Origin of the sequence: Paenibacillus agaridevorans (assembly GCF_018604145.1) — a bacterium.
In the GTDB taxonomy this organism is placed as follows: Bacteria; Bacillota; Bacilli; order Paenibacillales; family Paenibacillaceae; genus Pristimantibacillus; species Pristimantibacillus agaridevorans.
In genome coordinates, this window is the sequence record NZ_CP075889.1 from 438631 (window position 1) to 453921 (window position 15291).

Annotated in this window: 13 protein-coding genes; all 13 read left to right on the plus strand. The window is 51.9% G+C overall.

Going from position 1 to position 15291, the window contains the following annotated elements; translation table 11 throughout:
* Positions 1–81: 81 nt before the first annotated feature.
* The 13 genes from KJW29_RS01780 (at position 82) to KJW29_RS01840 (ending at position 15279) form a co-directional block, all read left to right on the plus strand.
* Positions 82–1431 carry a glucose-6-phosphate isomerase gene (locus KJW29_RS01780; protein ID WP_087570826.1) on the plus strand — a complete coding sequence of 450 codons (1350 nt, stop codon included), beginning with the start codon at positions 82–84 and terminating at the stop codon, positions 1429–1431.
* A gap of 25 nt (positions 1432–1456) precedes the next feature.
* A complete protein-coding gene (locus KJW29_RS01785; protein ID WP_214628529.1) occupies positions 1457–2092 on the plus strand; it encodes a YigZ family protein in 636 nt (211 codons plus the stop codon).
* Between the two features lie 389 nt (positions 2093–2481).
* Positions 2482–3297: a sulfate ABC transporter permease subunit CysT gene (cysT, locus tag KJW29_RS01790; RefSeq protein ID WP_214628530.1), complete on the plus strand. Its 816-nt coding sequence runs from the start codon at positions 2482–2484 to the stop codon at positions 3295–3297.
* The gene (locus KJW29_RS01795; RefSeq protein WP_087570823.1) at positions 3294–4091 is read left to right on the plus strand and encodes a sulfate ABC transporter permease subunit; all 798 of its coding nucleotides are present in this window, start codon (positions 3294–3296) and stop codon (positions 4089–4091) included. Before cysT ends, KJW29_RS01795 begins: the two co-directional genes overlap by 4 nt.
* A 2-nt stretch (positions 4092–4093) precedes the next feature.
* On the plus strand, positions 4094–5158 hold the full coding sequence (locus tag KJW29_RS01800; protein WP_214628531.1) for a sulfate/molybdate ABC transporter ATP-binding protein: 1065 nt from the start codon (positions 4094–4096) through the stop codon (positions 5156–5158).
* A gap of 38 nt (positions 5159–5196) precedes the next feature.
* On the plus strand, positions 5197–6249 hold the full coding sequence (locus tag KJW29_RS01805) for a sulfate ABC transporter substrate-binding protein (protein WP_214628532.1): 1053 nt from the start codon (positions 5197–5199) through the stop codon (positions 6247–6249).
* A 333-nt stretch (positions 6250–6582) separates the two neighbouring features.
* A complete protein-coding gene (fur, locus tag KJW29_RS01810; protein ID WP_087570820.1) occupies positions 6583–7059 on the plus strand; it encodes a ferric iron uptake transcriptional regulator in 477 nt (158 codons plus the stop codon).
* Between the two features lie 260 nt (positions 7060–7319).
* Positions 7320–8912 (plus strand): response regulator, encoded by a 1593-nt coding sequence (locus tag KJW29_RS01815; RefSeq protein ID WP_214628533.1) that lies wholly within the window; start codon positions 7320–7322, stop codon positions 8910–8912.
* A 114-nt stretch (positions 8913–9026) separates the two neighbouring features.
* Positions 9027–10787 (plus strand): cache domain-containing sensor histidine kinase, encoded by a 1761-nt coding sequence (locus tag KJW29_RS01820; RefSeq protein WP_246608543.1) that lies wholly within the window; start codon positions 9027–9029, stop codon positions 10785–10787.
* A gap of 117 nt (positions 10788–10904) precedes the next feature.
* Positions 10905–12251 carry an ABC transporter substrate-binding protein gene (locus KJW29_RS01825; protein ID WP_214628535.1) on the plus strand — a complete coding sequence of 449 codons (1347 nt, stop codon included), beginning with the start codon at positions 10905–10907 and terminating at the stop codon, positions 12249–12251.
* Between the two features lie 86 nt (positions 12252–12337).
* Positions 12338–13243 (plus strand): carbohydrate ABC transporter permease, encoded by a 906-nt coding sequence (locus KJW29_RS01830; protein ID WP_187104550.1) that lies wholly within the window; start codon positions 12338–12340, stop codon positions 13241–13243.
* A gap of 1 nt (position 13244) precedes the next feature.
* Positions 13245–14087 carry a carbohydrate ABC transporter permease gene (locus tag KJW29_RS01835; protein ID WP_087570816.1) on the plus strand — a complete coding sequence of 281 codons (843 nt, stop codon included), beginning with the start codon at positions 13245–13247 and terminating at the stop codon, positions 14085–14087.
* A gap of 190 nt (positions 14088–14277) precedes the next feature.
* Positions 14278–15279 (plus strand): S-layer homology domain-containing protein, encoded by a 1002-nt coding sequence (locus tag KJW29_RS01840; RefSeq protein WP_214628536.1) that lies wholly within the window; start codon positions 14278–14280, stop codon positions 15277–15279.
* Positions 15280–15291 lie beyond the last annotated feature (12 nt).

The window sequence follows — 15291 nt, forward strand, 5'->3', positions numbered from 1 at the left end:
CAAACAGGGGGTTATGCTTGTATTCGGGGCTTTAATCCGATATTCTAAAGGAATAGTTACATAGAGGAGGAATTAGCAAACATGAGCAAAACCGTTCAATTCGATTATAGCAAGGCACTGGCTTTTATCGGTCAACACGAGATCGACAACCTGACAGAGCAGGTCAAAGCGGCACATGGCCAATTACATAACGGCACGGGAGCCGGCTCGGACTATCTGGGCTGGATCGATCTGCCAACGAATTACGATAAGGAAGAGTTCGCTAGAATCAAAGAGGCCGCTTCCAAAATTCAATCCGATTCCGAAGTGCTGATCGTCATCGGCATTGGCGGTTCTTACCTGGGCGCGCGCGCCGCGATCGAGATGCTGTCGAATTCGTTCTACAACATCCAGTCGAAGGAACAGCGCAAGACCCCTCAAGTGTTGTTTGCTGGCAACAACATCAGCTCGACTTACGTAACTCATCTGCTGGGGCTGCTGGAAGGCAGAGACTGGTCCATCAACGTTATCTCGAAGTCCGGCACGACGACGGAACCGGCAATTGCTTTCCGTTTCTTCCGTGCGGAGCTGGAGAAAAAATACGGCAAGGAAGAAGCTCGCAAACGTATCTATGCAACGACGGATCAGGAGAAGGGCGCTCTCAAAAAGCTGTCTAACGAAGAAGGCTACGAGTCGTTTGTCATTCCGGATGATGTAGGCGGCCGATATTCCGTACTGACGGCTGTAGGTTTGCTGCCGATCGCGGTAGCGGGTATCGACATCGATGCCATGATGCAAGGCGCGGCTGACGCATCCAAGGAATACGGCAACCCGAACCTGGCGGAGAATGAGGCGTATCAGTACGCGGCTGCCCGCAACGCTTTGTACCGCAAGGGTAAAGTGACGGAAATTCTCGTCAACTATGAGCCTAACCTGCACTTCGTTTCGGAATGGTGGAAGCAGCTGTTCGGCGAGAGCGAAGGCAAGGATTACAAAGGCATCTACCCGGCATCCGTCGACTTCTCGACCGATCTGCACTCCATGGGCCAATTTATCCAAGAAGGCAACCGGAACATCTTCGAGACGGTTATTCAAGTGAAGGAAGTTGCGGAGCACATCACGATCGGCCATGACGACGATAACCTCGACGGACTTAATTTCCTGACGGGCAAAACGATGGACTTCGTCAACAAAAAGGCATTCGAAGGTACGCTTCTTGCGCATACGGACGGCCAAGTGCCGAACCTGATCGTGAACATCGCGGACATGACGCCGTACACGTTCGGCTACCTGGTGTATTTCTTCGAGAAGGCTTGCGGCATCAGCGGTTACTTGCTGGGCGTGAATCCGTTTGATCAGCCGGGCGTTGAAGCCTACAAACGCAATATGTTCGCGCTGCTTGGCAAACCGGGCTTCGAGAAGGAAAAAGCCGAGCTGGAAGCGCGTCTGTAGTTCCCGGGGACGGGAGGCGAAACAAATGAACTTAACCAGCTATAAAACGGTCAGGCAAGAAGCCGGCAAAGAAATCGTCATCAAAAAATCGCGGTTCATCGGCTACGCGAAACCTGTGGAAACCGAAGAGGAAGCCGTCGCTTTCATCGATGAGATCAAGCGGCTGCATCGTCAGGCTACGCATAATTGCTCCGCCTACGTGGTCGGAGAGCGCGATCAGCACCAGAAGGCGTCCGATGACGGAGAGCCCAGCGGCACGGCAGGCAAACCAATTCTCGAGGTGATCAAAAACAAAGGCCTTAAAAACGTCGTTGTAGTGGTCACCCGCTATTTTGGCGGCATTATGCTGGGCGCTGGCGGACTCGTGCGGGCTTATACGGACGGTGCGGTAGCGGGTATCGAGGCTGCTGAGGAGATCCAACTGGTGCTACATCGCGAGGTGTTCGTTGACGTGGACTACACGTGGTACGGCAAGCTGGAGAACGAGCTGCACGGCCGCGGTACGCGAGTAGGGGGCACGGAATTCACCGACCGTGTCACTGTCCTTTGTCTGCCGGAGGAGCCGGGCAAGGACGCGTTCATCGCGTGGATGACGGATTTGACGCAAGGCCAGTCGGTCATCATGGAAGGCGAGAGCCGCTATTATATCGAAGGCGAATAGACTTGAAGCCGGCGCGTTGAGCGCCGGCTTTTCGGCGTTTTTAGGCGCCAGAAAGTAAATCGTCCGCTTTTCGAATGTGTAAGTCGCTCACGTCGACTTAAGTCCGCTAACTACCGCTTTTCGAGCGATTATGCGCAGTGGTACCAGAGGGCGTGTCCGCCGCCGACACGCGAGAGTAATTGTTCGAGTTATCGGGTCTACGGATGAGTCGACGTACTTATATATAAGAATAGGCTATTAAACCGATCAGTTTTTCGTAATTAACCATTGACTTCCTTTAGTGGTGGATGCTAAATTTATAATACCTAGTAAGCTAATAGGAATTATGTAATTATGAAGTGGTTAACACACCTGCGGCTCGAGCCGATGGTTTGGAGGGTTATGTCACAGTGAACGAAATATTCCGGGGGAAAGCCTGGAGCTTCGGATTCAGAAGCGCCATCATGATCTACTTTTTATGTCTTATTGTACTGCCGATTGTCGGGATATATACCCAATCCTTCTCGCTCGGCTGGACGCCATTTTGGGAAAGCGTCTCGGATCCGCTGGCCTGGAAGGCCGTACTGTTGACCCTCAAGCTGGCTCTGATTGCCACAGTGCTCAATATGTTGATCGGTACGATGATAGGCTGGGTCCTGATCCGTTACCGCTTCCCGGGCCGGAGCATACTGAACAGTCTCGTCGATCTGCCTTTTGCACTGCCTACCGCGGTAGGAGGTCTACTTATCCTTCTGTTGCTGGGGCCTAACAGCCTGGTTGGCATGCTGGCCGGAAAGATTGGAATCGAGATCGTGTTCCACGAGCCGGCTATCGTCATCGCGATGCTGTTCGTGACGTTCCCCTTTGTCATTCGGGCCATTCAGCCGCTGCTGGAGGAGCTGGACCGTTCCGAGGAAGAAGCGGCTTACACGCTCGGCGCCTCCAAGGCGAAGACGTTCTTTAGCGTCATCTTTCCGACGATGCTGCCCGGTATTTTGAGCGGCGCAATGCTTGCCTTCTCCCGAGGGCTGGCGGAATTCGGGGCCGTCGTGCTGGTTGCGGGCAATATTCCCGGCAAGACGCTTGTTGCGTCCGTCTTTATATTCGGAGAGATCGAGAGCAATAACCCGCAAGGCGCTGCAGCCGTATCCGTTATGTTATTGACGTTGTCCTTCCTGATTCTGTGGCTCGTGAACCAGCTGCAAGCAAGGAGGTCGACACCGTGAGAAGACTGTGGATCATCCTGACTTATGTCATATTTACGCTTCTGCTGATCGTGCCGCTGGTTAAAATTTTTACGGGTGCATGGGAGGAAGGAATTGATGGTTTCTGGGACGCGCTGTCGCGTCCGCAATCCATCCATGCATTGATGATGACGGGCATTATCGTCGTTCTCGTTACGATCATCAACACGCTGTTCGGCGTCATGCTGGCGTTGTACCTTGTAAGAGCGCAATGGCTGGGACCACGGCTTAAGCGACTGCTTAATAGCATCGTAGATCTTCCGTTTGCGGTATCGCCCGTAATCGGCGGTCTCATGATCGTCCTTATACTGGGACCAAGCACCGTCATTGGAGCATTGTTCGCCGACATGGGCGTCAATATCGTCTACGCGCTGCCGGGCATGATTCTGGCGACGCTGTTTGTCACATTTCCGATTATGGTCCGCGAGGTCATGCCGGTGCTGCAGGAAATCGGAGCTCAGCAGGAAGAGGCGGCTTCTACCTTGGGGGCGTACTCCTGGTACACCTTCTGGAAGGTTACCTGGCCGTCCATCCGCTGGGGCGTCATCTATGGCGTCGTACTAACGGTGGCGCGCTCCATGGGCGAATTCGGAGCGGTGCTGGTCGTCTCGGGCAACATTATGAACAAAACGCAGACAGCAACGACCCTGGTCTACCAGGACGTGGAAAACTTTAACGTTGTAGCAGCGAACGGCATCGCGCTGGTGCTGGCCGCGGTATCCGTCGGATTGCTGCTGCTGATGGAATGGTCGAAGAAAAGAAGGGAAGTGCATTAGCCATGCATATTGAGGTTCGCGGCTTAAACAAAAGCTTCGGCGATTTCAACGCCGTCAAAGACGTCAGCTTCGACATCGAGAAGGGCAAGCTGATCGGGCTCTTGGGACCGAGCGGCGGCGGCAAAACGTCCATTTTGCGCATGCTGGCGGGACTCGAGACGCCGACCAGCGGCGATATTGTGTTCCATGGCCAACGCGTTAACGATCTGCCTCCGCAAGAGCGGGGCATCGGCTTTGTCTTTCAGAACTATGCGCTGTTTAAGCATATGACGGTATACGATAACGTTGCTTTCGGTCTTAAGGTCAAGAAGCTTTCCAAAGAGAAGATACGCGAGCGCGTCATGTATCTCATCGAGCTTACGGGGCTCAAGGGCTTCGAGCATCGTTACCCGCATCAGTTGTCAGGCGGTCAGCGTCAGAGGGTCGCGTTCGCGAGGGCGCTGGCGCCCGAACCGCAACTGCTGCTGCTTGACGAACCGTTCGCGGCGATCGACGCCAAGATCCGGACGGAGCTGCGGACTTGGCTAAAGGAAATGATCGAGCGCGTCGGCATTACATCGATCTTCGTTACGCATGACCAAGAGGAAGCCATCGAGGTAGCCGACGAAATCATGATCATCAGCAAGGGACGTCTGGAGCAGAAGGGCAGCCCTTGGGACATCTACAAAAATCCGGAGACGCCGTTCGTTGCGAGCTTTATCGGAGAGTCCACGATCGTTGAGGATATATCCATTTTAAAGGGCTTCGAGTCATTATCCAGTCAACCCGGCACCAAAGCACTCATTCGTCCTGAATATATCGAGCACGGCAAGCCGGGCGAGATCAAGCTCGCATCGGCGGCAACGACGGCAACCGTCCGTCAGTTGCACTTTCGCGGAAGCGAATGGATGGTAGAGCTTGCGATCGGCGATACGAAGCTGATTACCTACCGATCCCTGGAACGCGAGGTGCTCCAAGTGGGAGGGCAAGTACAGGTACTCGTGCATCGCGCCTATATGTTCAACGACAACGACAGCTGGATTATGGAGAATCCGCTAAAGGTTGATCCGATGCCCATTCATATCTAGCTATAAGCCGACTTTCACGAGAAAGAGTTGTTGCATGGATGAAACGCAAATCATCAATATACAGAAAGCTTCTGGCATCTCTTCTGATTGCCTCGGCATTGCTGGCCACGGCGGGCTGCGGGGAGCAAGAGGCTGAGCCGGGCTCTCCGCAAGGCGACGTGACGCTTGTTATCGGCGCCTATTCCGTCGTGAAGGACGCTTTCGCGGAGTTGCTGCCGGCCTTCAAGGAGAAGTGGCGACAGGAAACGGGCCAAAGCCTCGTGTTCCAAGAGTCCTATGAAGCCTCGGGTACCCAGGCAAGGGCTATCGCGGGCGGCTTCGAAGCCGATGTCGCCGTCCTGGCGATGGAAGGTGATCTGGACAAAATCGAAGACGCCGGCTTCATCAGTCATGATTGGCGCGTCGGCAGCGATGGCGGCATGATTACGGAATCCATCGTCGTTTTGGGAACGCGCGAAGGCAATCCGCTGGGCATTCGGGACTGGGATGATCTCGCGAAGGATGGCGTTAAGGTGCTGTATCCGAACCCCAAGACGTCCGGCGGCGCGCAGTGGGATATCAACGCGATCTACGGCGCAGGTTTGAAGCGCTCCGAAGAACTTGAAGGAGAAAAGTCGGAGACGTATGCCAAGTCGTTCCTGAAATCCATTCACGCCAACGTGGAATCGCTCGACAAGAGCGGACGGGCGTCGATGGCCGCCTTCGAATACGGCGTGGGCGACGTCATCGTAACGTACGAGAATGAGCTCAAGGCGCGTATCCAGCAAGGGGTGCCGTACGAGATCGTTGTGCCGAAGGATACCATTCTCATTCAAAATCCGGCGGCCGTAGTCGATCGCAACGTCGACAAACACGGTACCAGAGAAGTGGCGGAAGCGTTTATCGCCTTTCTGCATGCCGAGGAAGCGCAGCGCGTGTTCGTGAAGCACGGCTTCCGGCCGGCTCGGGAAAACGTCAAGCAGGAGCTGAGCGGACAATTTGTCGTACCGGAAGGATTGTTCGATATCTCTTATCTGGGCGGCTGGGATGAGGTGCGCTCCAAGCTTTATTCCAAACGAGGCATCTGGTACCAGGTGTTAGCCGATATTTGAGGAAACAATCGATGCCCTATATTGATTCGAAGTAAGCCGGCCGAGAGGTCGGCTTTTTGGTGTAGCAGAAACAACGTATCCCATTACAAACATTTTGTTTGAGTCGAAGACGTTAATGCTATAAAATAAATAGACGCGCGAACCATATATGTCATATTGATGAATATGGCGACAATGTTCGCAACTTGAGATTGCATTATTAGCGAAAATCGACTACCATTAGTTTAGAATAATTCTAAATAATTGGACTGCCAGGTTAGGATTCCTCATACACACAAGGAAAGCCCATAATAACCTCTAAATAGATAACGAGCTGGAAGGGAGCAGGGCGGAATGAACGTTTCGGCTGAGATCGACAAAATTAAACGAGCATTAATGGAGAATGGCTCCAAGTTAACCACGCAGCGCGAGATCATCGTGCGCGTATTGCTTGAAAACGAGCAGGATCACTTGAGCGCGGAGGACGTGTACATGCTCGTCAAGGAGAAATTCCCGGAGATCGGTCTTGCGACTGTTTACCGGACGCTTGAGCTGCTAGCCGACCTGCAGGTTGTCGCCAAGATGAACTTCGGCGACGGGGTTGCGAGGTACGATCTTCGCGGCGAAGGCCAGGAGCATATGCATCATCATCTTATCTGCCAGAGATGCGGCGCTTTGGATGAGATCAAGGAGGATTGGCTGACGGATCTGGAGGAGCGGCTGGAGCGGGAATACGGCTTCAAGGTGCTGGATCATCGACTGGACTTTATTGGTAATTACCACGAGTGCAAGAACACGGACTGCAAACGGAATAATAAAGCCGTTTCTTGATCCCGCTCATACCAAGGGAGATATGGAACCTGACGGAAGATCGAGAGACTTCCTTCGGGTTCTTTGGCGTTCGGACGGTCGGAGAGTGAGAAGGTTCTAAAAAAAGTGCTGAAATCCCTTAAAAAAAGCCCATACGCCCTCTGTTAACCTGTGCTAAACTACCTTTGCATCCCATCGATCGCTTAGTTCGAAGAGTATCTTGAAATCCGTTTGGTATACTAGCTTGTATAGATGAATGAACGAGGAAGGAGTGTCGCCGAATGGCAATATCCGTCGTGCTGGCCGACGATGAACCGATCATATTGAAAGGGCTCACCAAGCTGATTCCATGGGATCAACACGGCATGGAAATTGCGGGTTATGCTTACGACGGCAAAGAGCTGTTCGAGGCCATCGAGACCTATAAGCCCGATGTGGTCATCAGCGACATTAATATGCCTTATTTCAGCGGCATTGACATTATTAGAGAAATCAAGCGGCGCCAGCTGCCGATCAAAGTTGTATTTATCAGCGCGTATCAGGAATTCGCTTATGCCAGAGACGCCGTCGCTTACGGCGCGGTCGATTATTTGGTCAAGCCCGTTAAAAAAACGGAATTGGAGGCCGTCATCAAGAAGACGCTGGGCCAGATTTCGGAGGAAAACGAGGAAGGGCGGATCCGGGACAAGCTGAACTTGCTGGAGCGCAAAAACAGAGACGACGAAGTGGGCGGATGGCTGGCCCAGCTTGCCGAAGGAACGTTTTCGGAGCAGTCGGAGGGTTACCCGTATTTGCTCGAGAAGCTGGATGATTCGTTATATACGATCGGTATTCTCGGCATCGACCCTCTGGGCAACGACAGCGAGCGCTGGCCGGCGCAAACGCAGAAGCTTGTGGAGTTCGCCATTCATAACATTGTGCAAGAAAGTCTTGGCTTATACGGCAAAGGATACTCCTTCATTCAGAACGGAGCCCATATTTTCGTGCTTAACCATACCTCGGAGGATGTGCCGCTTCGGTTGGCCGATGCCATCCGCCGCAATATAGCGGACTATTTGAAACTCAAGGTTTCCGTCGGCGTGGGCGAACCGGCAGAAACCCTGTTTGGGCTCAAGCAATCCGGCGATCAGGCAAAAAGGGCGTTGGAGATGACCTATTACGAAGGTCTGAACCGTGTCATCCCGTACCGCAAGCTGGAGCAACGCAAGGACAGCGAAAACGAATGGTTTACGCTCCAGTCCGGCATAATCAAGTCGCTGACCGGGGGAGACTGGTCCGGTGCGAAAGCTTCGATGCAAACGCTGCTGCGATTAATCGAAAGCGCGACGATCGGTAACCGGCAGCTTGCCGTATCCACTTGCTTTTCGTCGATGCTCTTTATCGTGCAAGAGGTCAAGAAAGCGGATGTCCCCATGTCGGACCTCGGCTTCGACATCCAGCATTTGCAGGGTCGGCTGGAAACCTATGTCACTTATAAGGATTTATGCGACGGGATATACGATATGCTGCTGGAGCTGTACAATCGGATCGGCGACAAGCCGGGGATCAAGGAACAAACGTTAATAGCCCGTATAGCGGCCTATATCGATGAGCATTATAGAGAAGATATTTCCCTGGAATCGGTGGCGGGCATCGCGTTTATGAACCCGTATTACTTCAGCAGCTTTTTCAAGAAACATATGAAACGCAATTTCAAACAATACGTTACGGATCTGCGAATGAAGCAGGCAATGGAGCTGCTGACGCACACAGATATGATGATCTACGAAATCGCGGAGCAGGTGGGCTACAATAACGCCCGCCACTTCAGCGATATGTTCAAGAAGCAGACAGGCAAGCTGCCGCAAGAGTACAAGCAAGCATTAAGGCAATAAAAGGATAGGAACGTTCGATGAAAGCATGCTTCGCTTTGCGCATATGGAACATGCGCGGATGGCGGGACATGCTTTCTTGCTTATTATTCGGGGGAGTGGGAGGCGTTGGCGATCTTGAGGAAGTGGTGGAACAGTATTTTTGTAAAATTTTCGGCTGCGTTTTTGCTGGTCGGTTTGATACCGCTTATTGCGCTTAGCATCTTTTCGCTGCAGGCATTCAGCGGTCATGTTCAGCAGTTTACGATCAACAATTTAAAGCAGATGTCCTTATATTTGAGCTATAATATCAACAACTTTTTTTCGGATTACGACGAAATAACGAGACTAATGTACACAGGCAGATATGAGGGTTATTCGCCTACGCTGTCCGTCGATCAGACGGCTAACGTAAACGAGTTCGAGCAAATCAACAGCGTTCCTATCGGCGCGTTTTTAAGAACAGTGTTATATAGCGACAAGCATATTCGAAGCGTCTACTTCGTAAGAGCGCTGGATCAAAAGATTTATTACCAGACGAAGCAAAGCAAACCTCTTCTCGCGGATAAATTGCCCATCGATCAATGGCTGAAGCCGCTTGAGGAGCGTCCCAACTACTTGTCGATCTATCCGACCCATGGCGAATATTATTACAACGCGCCGAATCAGAAGGTGATAACGTTCGCGCGCAACCTGATCGATATTTCCGGCACGCTGACTCCGGACCCTAAAGTAGTAGGAAGTCTTTTTATCGACGTAGACGCGGGGGTGCTGGATAGTCTGCTGCAGGAAACGAACTTGTCCGGAGATGATGAGCTCTACGTGCTCGACAGCGACAATCAAGTCTACTACAGCAGCAAGGAAGCGGCAGACGGAGAAGCGATCTCCGTATTGGATCGTTCCGACGACAGCGGTTATCTGACGTTTAGCGATGAGGTTCCCTATCTAAAGGGAGAGGTTTTTATGCGGGTATCCAAAAATGGGCTGTTCGAGCAATTGACATCCACTCAATCGACCGTCTATATCGCCATTATCGTCTGTTCGATCGTGCTGCTGGCAATGGGTACCTGGTTCTCCAAGCGGCTCGCGGCCCCTATTCGCAATGTGCTGCTGCATATGAATAAGGTCGAAATGGGGAATCTGGACACGCACATCGAGAGATACGGCAAGGACGAGCTTGGCAGGCTGGCCTTTGGCTTTAATCGAATGGTGGATCGGCTCAAAATATTTATCAATGATGCGTACGTCGCGGAAATCAAGCAAAAGCAAGCCGAGCTCAGCGCGTTGAAAAGCCAGATACGTCCCCATTACTTGTACAATACGCTGGAAGTCATTCGGATGAATGCCGTCTACAACGATGACGAGGAAGTGGCCGATATGATTTTGGCGTTGTCCAATCAGTTGAAATACGTGATCGACTACGGAGAGGATTGGGTATCCATTCAGGAAGAGTTGAATCATCTGGAGGACTATTTCTATATTATTCGCGTTCGTTACGAAAACCGAATCGAGCTCCGGCTGCAAATCGCCGACGAGGTGAGAAGAGACTCCCCCATTCTAAAGCTGTCGCTGCAGCCCATCGTCGAAAACGCGATCCAGCATGGCATTCGCCCCAAGGGCGGGAAGGGCAGCGTGCTTGTATCGCTGGAGGTTGCCGGCAGCAAGCTGGTCGTAACGGTCTACGACGACGGTGCGGGCATCGGAGAGGACAGGCTGCTGGAACTGCAGCAGCTGCTTGCGGAATCCAAGGCGCCAAGCAAAAACATCGGCATGAAAAATGTCCACGATCGCATCAAAACGATATGCGGAGAGGATTATGGCTTAACGATCAACAGCATGGAGCATGTGGGAACCTCGGTGCAACTCATATTGCCGATCCTCGACAAACATCTTAAATAAGCCGCATAAGCGGCTTAAAAAACTTCATTCATAACGACTTTGGCGGATGATACTCTTAGATCAAGGAAAACAACATCCTTACAACCTGGTACTCAATAAAGGGAGGCTTACAGAAAGATGGCCAAAAAAACATTATTTCAGTTATTTTCCATTGTTACGGCTGCTTCATTAGTACTGACCGCTTGCGGCGGGAACAACAACAATTCCGGTGCGAATAACGGTTCGCCAAGCGCTTCGCCGGCAGGAACGGATGCTGCCGAAAGCAATAAGCCCGTGACGATTTCCGTTGCGTACGCAACGGGCGATCCGGCTACGAAACAAGCGATTGAAACAACGATTGACGCTTTTACGACGGCTAACCCGCACATTACGGTTAAAAACATCAGCGAAACGACAAGCGACTCCTATCTGGACTGGCTGAAAACAAAAGACGCGGTCGGAGAATTCCCGGACCTGGTGGAAATGCGCGATACGAAAGTTTTCGCGGATGCGGGCAAGCTGGCCGAGCTGCCGGAAGGGCTGCACAGCCTGTTTACCTTCCTGCCGGAATATGATGGCAAAAAATATAACGCTCCGCTTACGGGCAATGCGCCAAACGGCATTATTTACAGTAAAAAAGCATACGCCGATGCCGGAGTTACAGAGCTTCCGAAGACATACGACGAGTTTATCGCGATACAGGATAAGCTGCTCGACAGCGGAATTTCCCCAATTGTAGCCGGCGGCAAAGATATTTTCCATATGGGCTTCTGGGTCAATTACTTCCTGATCAACAACGTGTACAAGGAAGATCCGGATTGGAACTCCAAACGCACAGCCAAGACGGCGAGCTTTACCGATGCCCCTATGGTACAAGCGATTAGCGACTATAAGGAGCTGTTCACGAAATATGTGGACAAAGGCTGGCTGAGCACGGGCGACAACCAGACGGCTTCCATGCTCGTAACGGGCAAGGCTGCGCAGCTATATTCGGGTCCCTGGATGTTCGGACAAATTACGGAGGCTGATCCCGGCTTCGAATACGGCTTCTATGCATTGCCGAACAAAGACGGCTCCGTAATCGTCAACGGCTTGCCTACCCTTGCCGGATGGTCCCTTTCCGCAGAAGCGGCCAAGGATGCCGACAAAGTAGAAGCGATCTCGGCGTTTGTCAAATTTTTCTTTGATCCGGCGCAATACAGCCCTTACCTGGCGACCGTCAACGGCATTCCAACGACGGCTGCCGAAGTAACCTACGAGACGAACGAGCATATGCAAGAAGTGCTTCGGCTTATGGCGGACTCTTCGGTCGAGAAGTCCATGATGATCAATCAGTGGTTCGGCGAGAACGCAATTCCGCCGCAATTCCGCAACTGGTTCTACAAGTTGTTGCAAGACCTCGTCGTAAACAACGCCGATGTTCTGCAATATATGCAGCAATCCGATACGGAATACGACAACAACGTGAAAGCAAACCAACAATAAAGCCAACAGCTTAGGCGATCAACATGCGGGATAACCTCTGCCGGGCGGCAGAGGTTATCTTTCAGAAGAGGCAGGAGGAGAGCGTTATGAATGCCACGGCAGTAATCAGAAAAAAGAAAAAATGGTGGCAGAGCTACGCGATATGGTTTATATTGCCGGCGTTTGTACTATATACCTTGTTTGTCATGATCCCCACATTCAACAGTATCTATCTTAGTTTTACGTCCTGGGACGGCATTAGCGAAAACGTTCGTTACATCGGCTTCGACAACTTTAAGGAAATATGGGAAAGTCCGAGGGTTCATAACGCGCTGACCAATACGATTATCGTTGCTGTCTCGCTTGTTCTGCTGGAAAATGCGGTGGCGCTTGTGCTGGCTATCCTTGTGGATCAAGTACGCTGGTTCCGCAATTTGTTCCGCAGCATCTTTTATTTCCCGGTACTGATGAGCGGTATTATTATGGGTTTTATCTGGATGATTATTTTGAATTACAATTTCGGCGTTGTAAACCAACTGCTGGATATGACGGGCCTAAGCGCTATTAAGACAGACTGGCTCGGCAACCCGGATTTTGCGCTGCTATCGATTATATTGTCAACGGTTTGGAAAGCATCGGGCTACTACATGATTATTTATCTGGCGGGCCTGCAGGGCATTCCGCAAGAGCTTCTGGAGGCGGCAAGCATCGATGGAGCGGGCAAGTGGAAGCAATTCCGGCATGTTACGTTCCCTCTGCTGGCAGGGGCAACGACCGTATGCGTCATGTTGTCGATGATCAACTCCCTGAAGCTGTTCGATCAAATTGCGGTTATGACCAACGGCGGGCCGGGCTTTGCCACGGAAACGTTGACTTACATTATATACAAGGTTGCGTTCGGCGAAGGACGACAAGGTTTCGGCACCGCGCTTGCAATCGTATTGTTTATTCTGATTCTTATTATTTCGCTTATCCAGATTCGAGTGCTTCGCAAACGGGAGGTGGAGATGTAAGATGGGCCAAAAAGCGAAAAAGCCGATTACATCCGGCCAAATCATTTTGTTCGTGGTTACGCTGCTCATTGCGATCCTATTCGCATTTCCTATCTTCTTTAATATCATGTCGGCGTTTAAATCCAACTCCGAAATTCTTCGCGACGCCATTGCGTTCCCGGAAGGTTTTTATACGGAGAGCTTTAAATATTTGCTTACCAAAACGGAATATCCGAAAGCGATGCTAAACAGCGCGGTTCTAACGCTTGGCTCGATCGCAGCCATGATTGTCATCATCCCGATGGCGGCGTATGCGATCGAACGGACGAACCGCAAGTGGACGAATGCCGTCTACATCTTTTTCCTGTTCGGCATGATGATTCCGTTCCAGGTATACATGATTCCGCTGTTCAAACAGCTCAAGACGATGGGGCTGTTCGGCAATCTGGGCGGACCGATTCTGATCTACATCGCGGGTTCGGTAGGTTTCGGCGTCCTGCTGTATACGAGCTTTCTCAAGGGTGTTCCGAGAGAAATAGAGGAATCCGCAGAGATCGATGGCTGTACGCGGATAGGCATATTTTGGCGAATCGTCTTCCCTTTGCTTGGCCCGGTTACGGCCAGCATGGTCGTGCTGCAAGGTCTTGGAATCTGGAATGACTTCCTGATGCCGATGCTTGTTCTGCCATCCGGCCAGACAAAGACGATGATCGTGGAGCTGTTCTATTATGTCGGAGAATTTTCATCTCGCTGGGATATGATTTTTGCGGGCACGACGATGTCGCTGGTGCCGGTATTAATCGCCTTCTTGTCCTTGCAGAAGTACTTCGTAAAAGGCGTGTCGTCGGGAGCGGTTAAAGGCTAGCGCACAGGCGGGCAACCCAATAGCAATGAACCAGGGACCGGAAATTCCAACAGGATTTTCGGTTTTTGGTTTTGGATCGCTTTATAAGCCATGATCTTAAAAAACACCGGTTTCCTGTTAAAAAAGCTGCATTGTGAAGGTAGGCTTGCCGTGGTAAATTTTTGTAAAACTATGAAAGGATGTTGTACAGATGAAACGCAAGCTGATGATTTGGCTCGTGTCGCTGTTGTTGTGTGTAACGATGCCCGGCATGGCGGGAGCGGCGGACAAGCCTCAATTCCGGATGTCGGTAACGACGGAAGGAGATGAAGTTATTGCGATTATTTCGGCTTCGGGTCTGACGGATTTGTACGGATTCGAGCTGCAGGTGTCGTACGATCCGCTGCGGATGAAATTTTTAAAATCGGAAAGTTCTTTCACGGGGTTTTCGGTGCCCCCGCTGGTTAAGGGAGGCAATTTGACACTGGCTCATACAAAGATAGGTCCAGTGACCGGAGTAAGCGGCGAAGCGGAGCTTGCGACGCTGAGGTTCGATAGGGTCGGCGGCGGTGAGGCCGTATTCCGGTTGGAGGAGGCTTCGCTTGTCGATTCGCAGGTGCAGATGCTGAGTTATAAGCCGGGGATTGCCGAGATCGCGGAGGGAGGCGAGCGGGGGGTCAAGCTTGTCGACATTGGAGGCCATTGGGGAGAAAACGACATTGCCGAAGCGGTGGAGCTAGGCTGGGTGACCGGTTACAGCGATGGAACATTTCGACCGGATAAGTCGATTAATCGCGCGGAGTATGCAGTCATGCTTGCCCGGGCGCTGGGGCTGACTTCCGCAGAAGAACAAGTTTTCTCCGATTCGGGACAATTGCCGTCATGGTCCAGACCGTATATATCCGGAGTTGCCGCAGCTGGAATTGTAAACGGATACAGCGATGGTTTGTTCCGGCCGGAGCGCCTCGTTACCCGTGAGGAGATGACGGCCATGATCGTGCGTGCCGCCGCGCCAAAAGTTGAAGTCGGAGGCGAGCCGACATTTGCCGATTCCGCCCAAATTGCCGCTTGGGCAAAACCATATGTCCAGGCCGCTGCCGACGCGGGATTGGTCAAAGGCAAGGGCGGCAACCGATTTATGCCGGCCGACTCCGCTACACGTGCCGAAGCGGCAACGATGATTCTGAATTTGCTGCGGCTGTTGCGCGTTTGATTATCTTTCATT

Bases quoted from the DNA above. Each gene is read 5' to 3' on its own strand.
- KJW29_RS01780 (WP_087570826.1), top strand. From the start codon at position 82: ATGAGCAAAACCGTTCAATTCGATTATAGCAAGGCACTGGCTTTTATC.
- KJW29_RS01815 (WP_214628533.1), top strand. From the start codon at position 7,320: ATGGCAATATCCGTCGTGCTGGCCGACGATGAACCGATCATATTGAAA.
- KJW29_RS01805 (WP_214628532.1), top strand. From the start codon at position 5,197: ATGAAACGCAAATCATCAATATACAGAAAGCTTCTGGCATCTCTTCTG.
- KJW29_RS01785 (WP_214628529.1), top strand. From the start codon at position 1,457: ATGAACTTAACCAGCTATAAAACGGTCAGGCAAGAAGCCGGCAAAGAA.
- KJW29_RS01830 (WP_187104550.1), top strand. From the start codon at position 12,338: ATGAATGCCACGGCAGTAATCAGAAAAAAGAAAAAATGGTGGCAGAGC.
- KJW29_RS01825 (WP_214628535.1), top strand. From the start codon at position 10,905: ATGGCCAAAAAAACATTATTTCAGTTATTTTCCATTGTTACGGCTGCT.
- KJW29_RS01800 (WP_214628531.1), top strand. From the start codon at position 4,094: ATGCATATTGAGGTTCGCGGCTTAAACAAAAGCTTCGGCGATTTCAAC.
- KJW29_RS01835 (WP_087570816.1), top strand. From the start codon at position 13,245: ATGGGCCAAAAAGCGAAAAAGCCGATTACATCCGGCCAAATCATTTTG.
- fur (WP_087570820.1), top strand. From the start codon at position 6,583: ATGAACGTTTCGGCTGAGATCGACAAAATTAAACGAGCATTAATGGAG.
- KJW29_RS01840 (WP_214628536.1), top strand. From the start codon at position 14,278: ATGAAACGCAAGCTGATGATTTGGCTCGTGTCGCTGTTGTTGTGTGTA.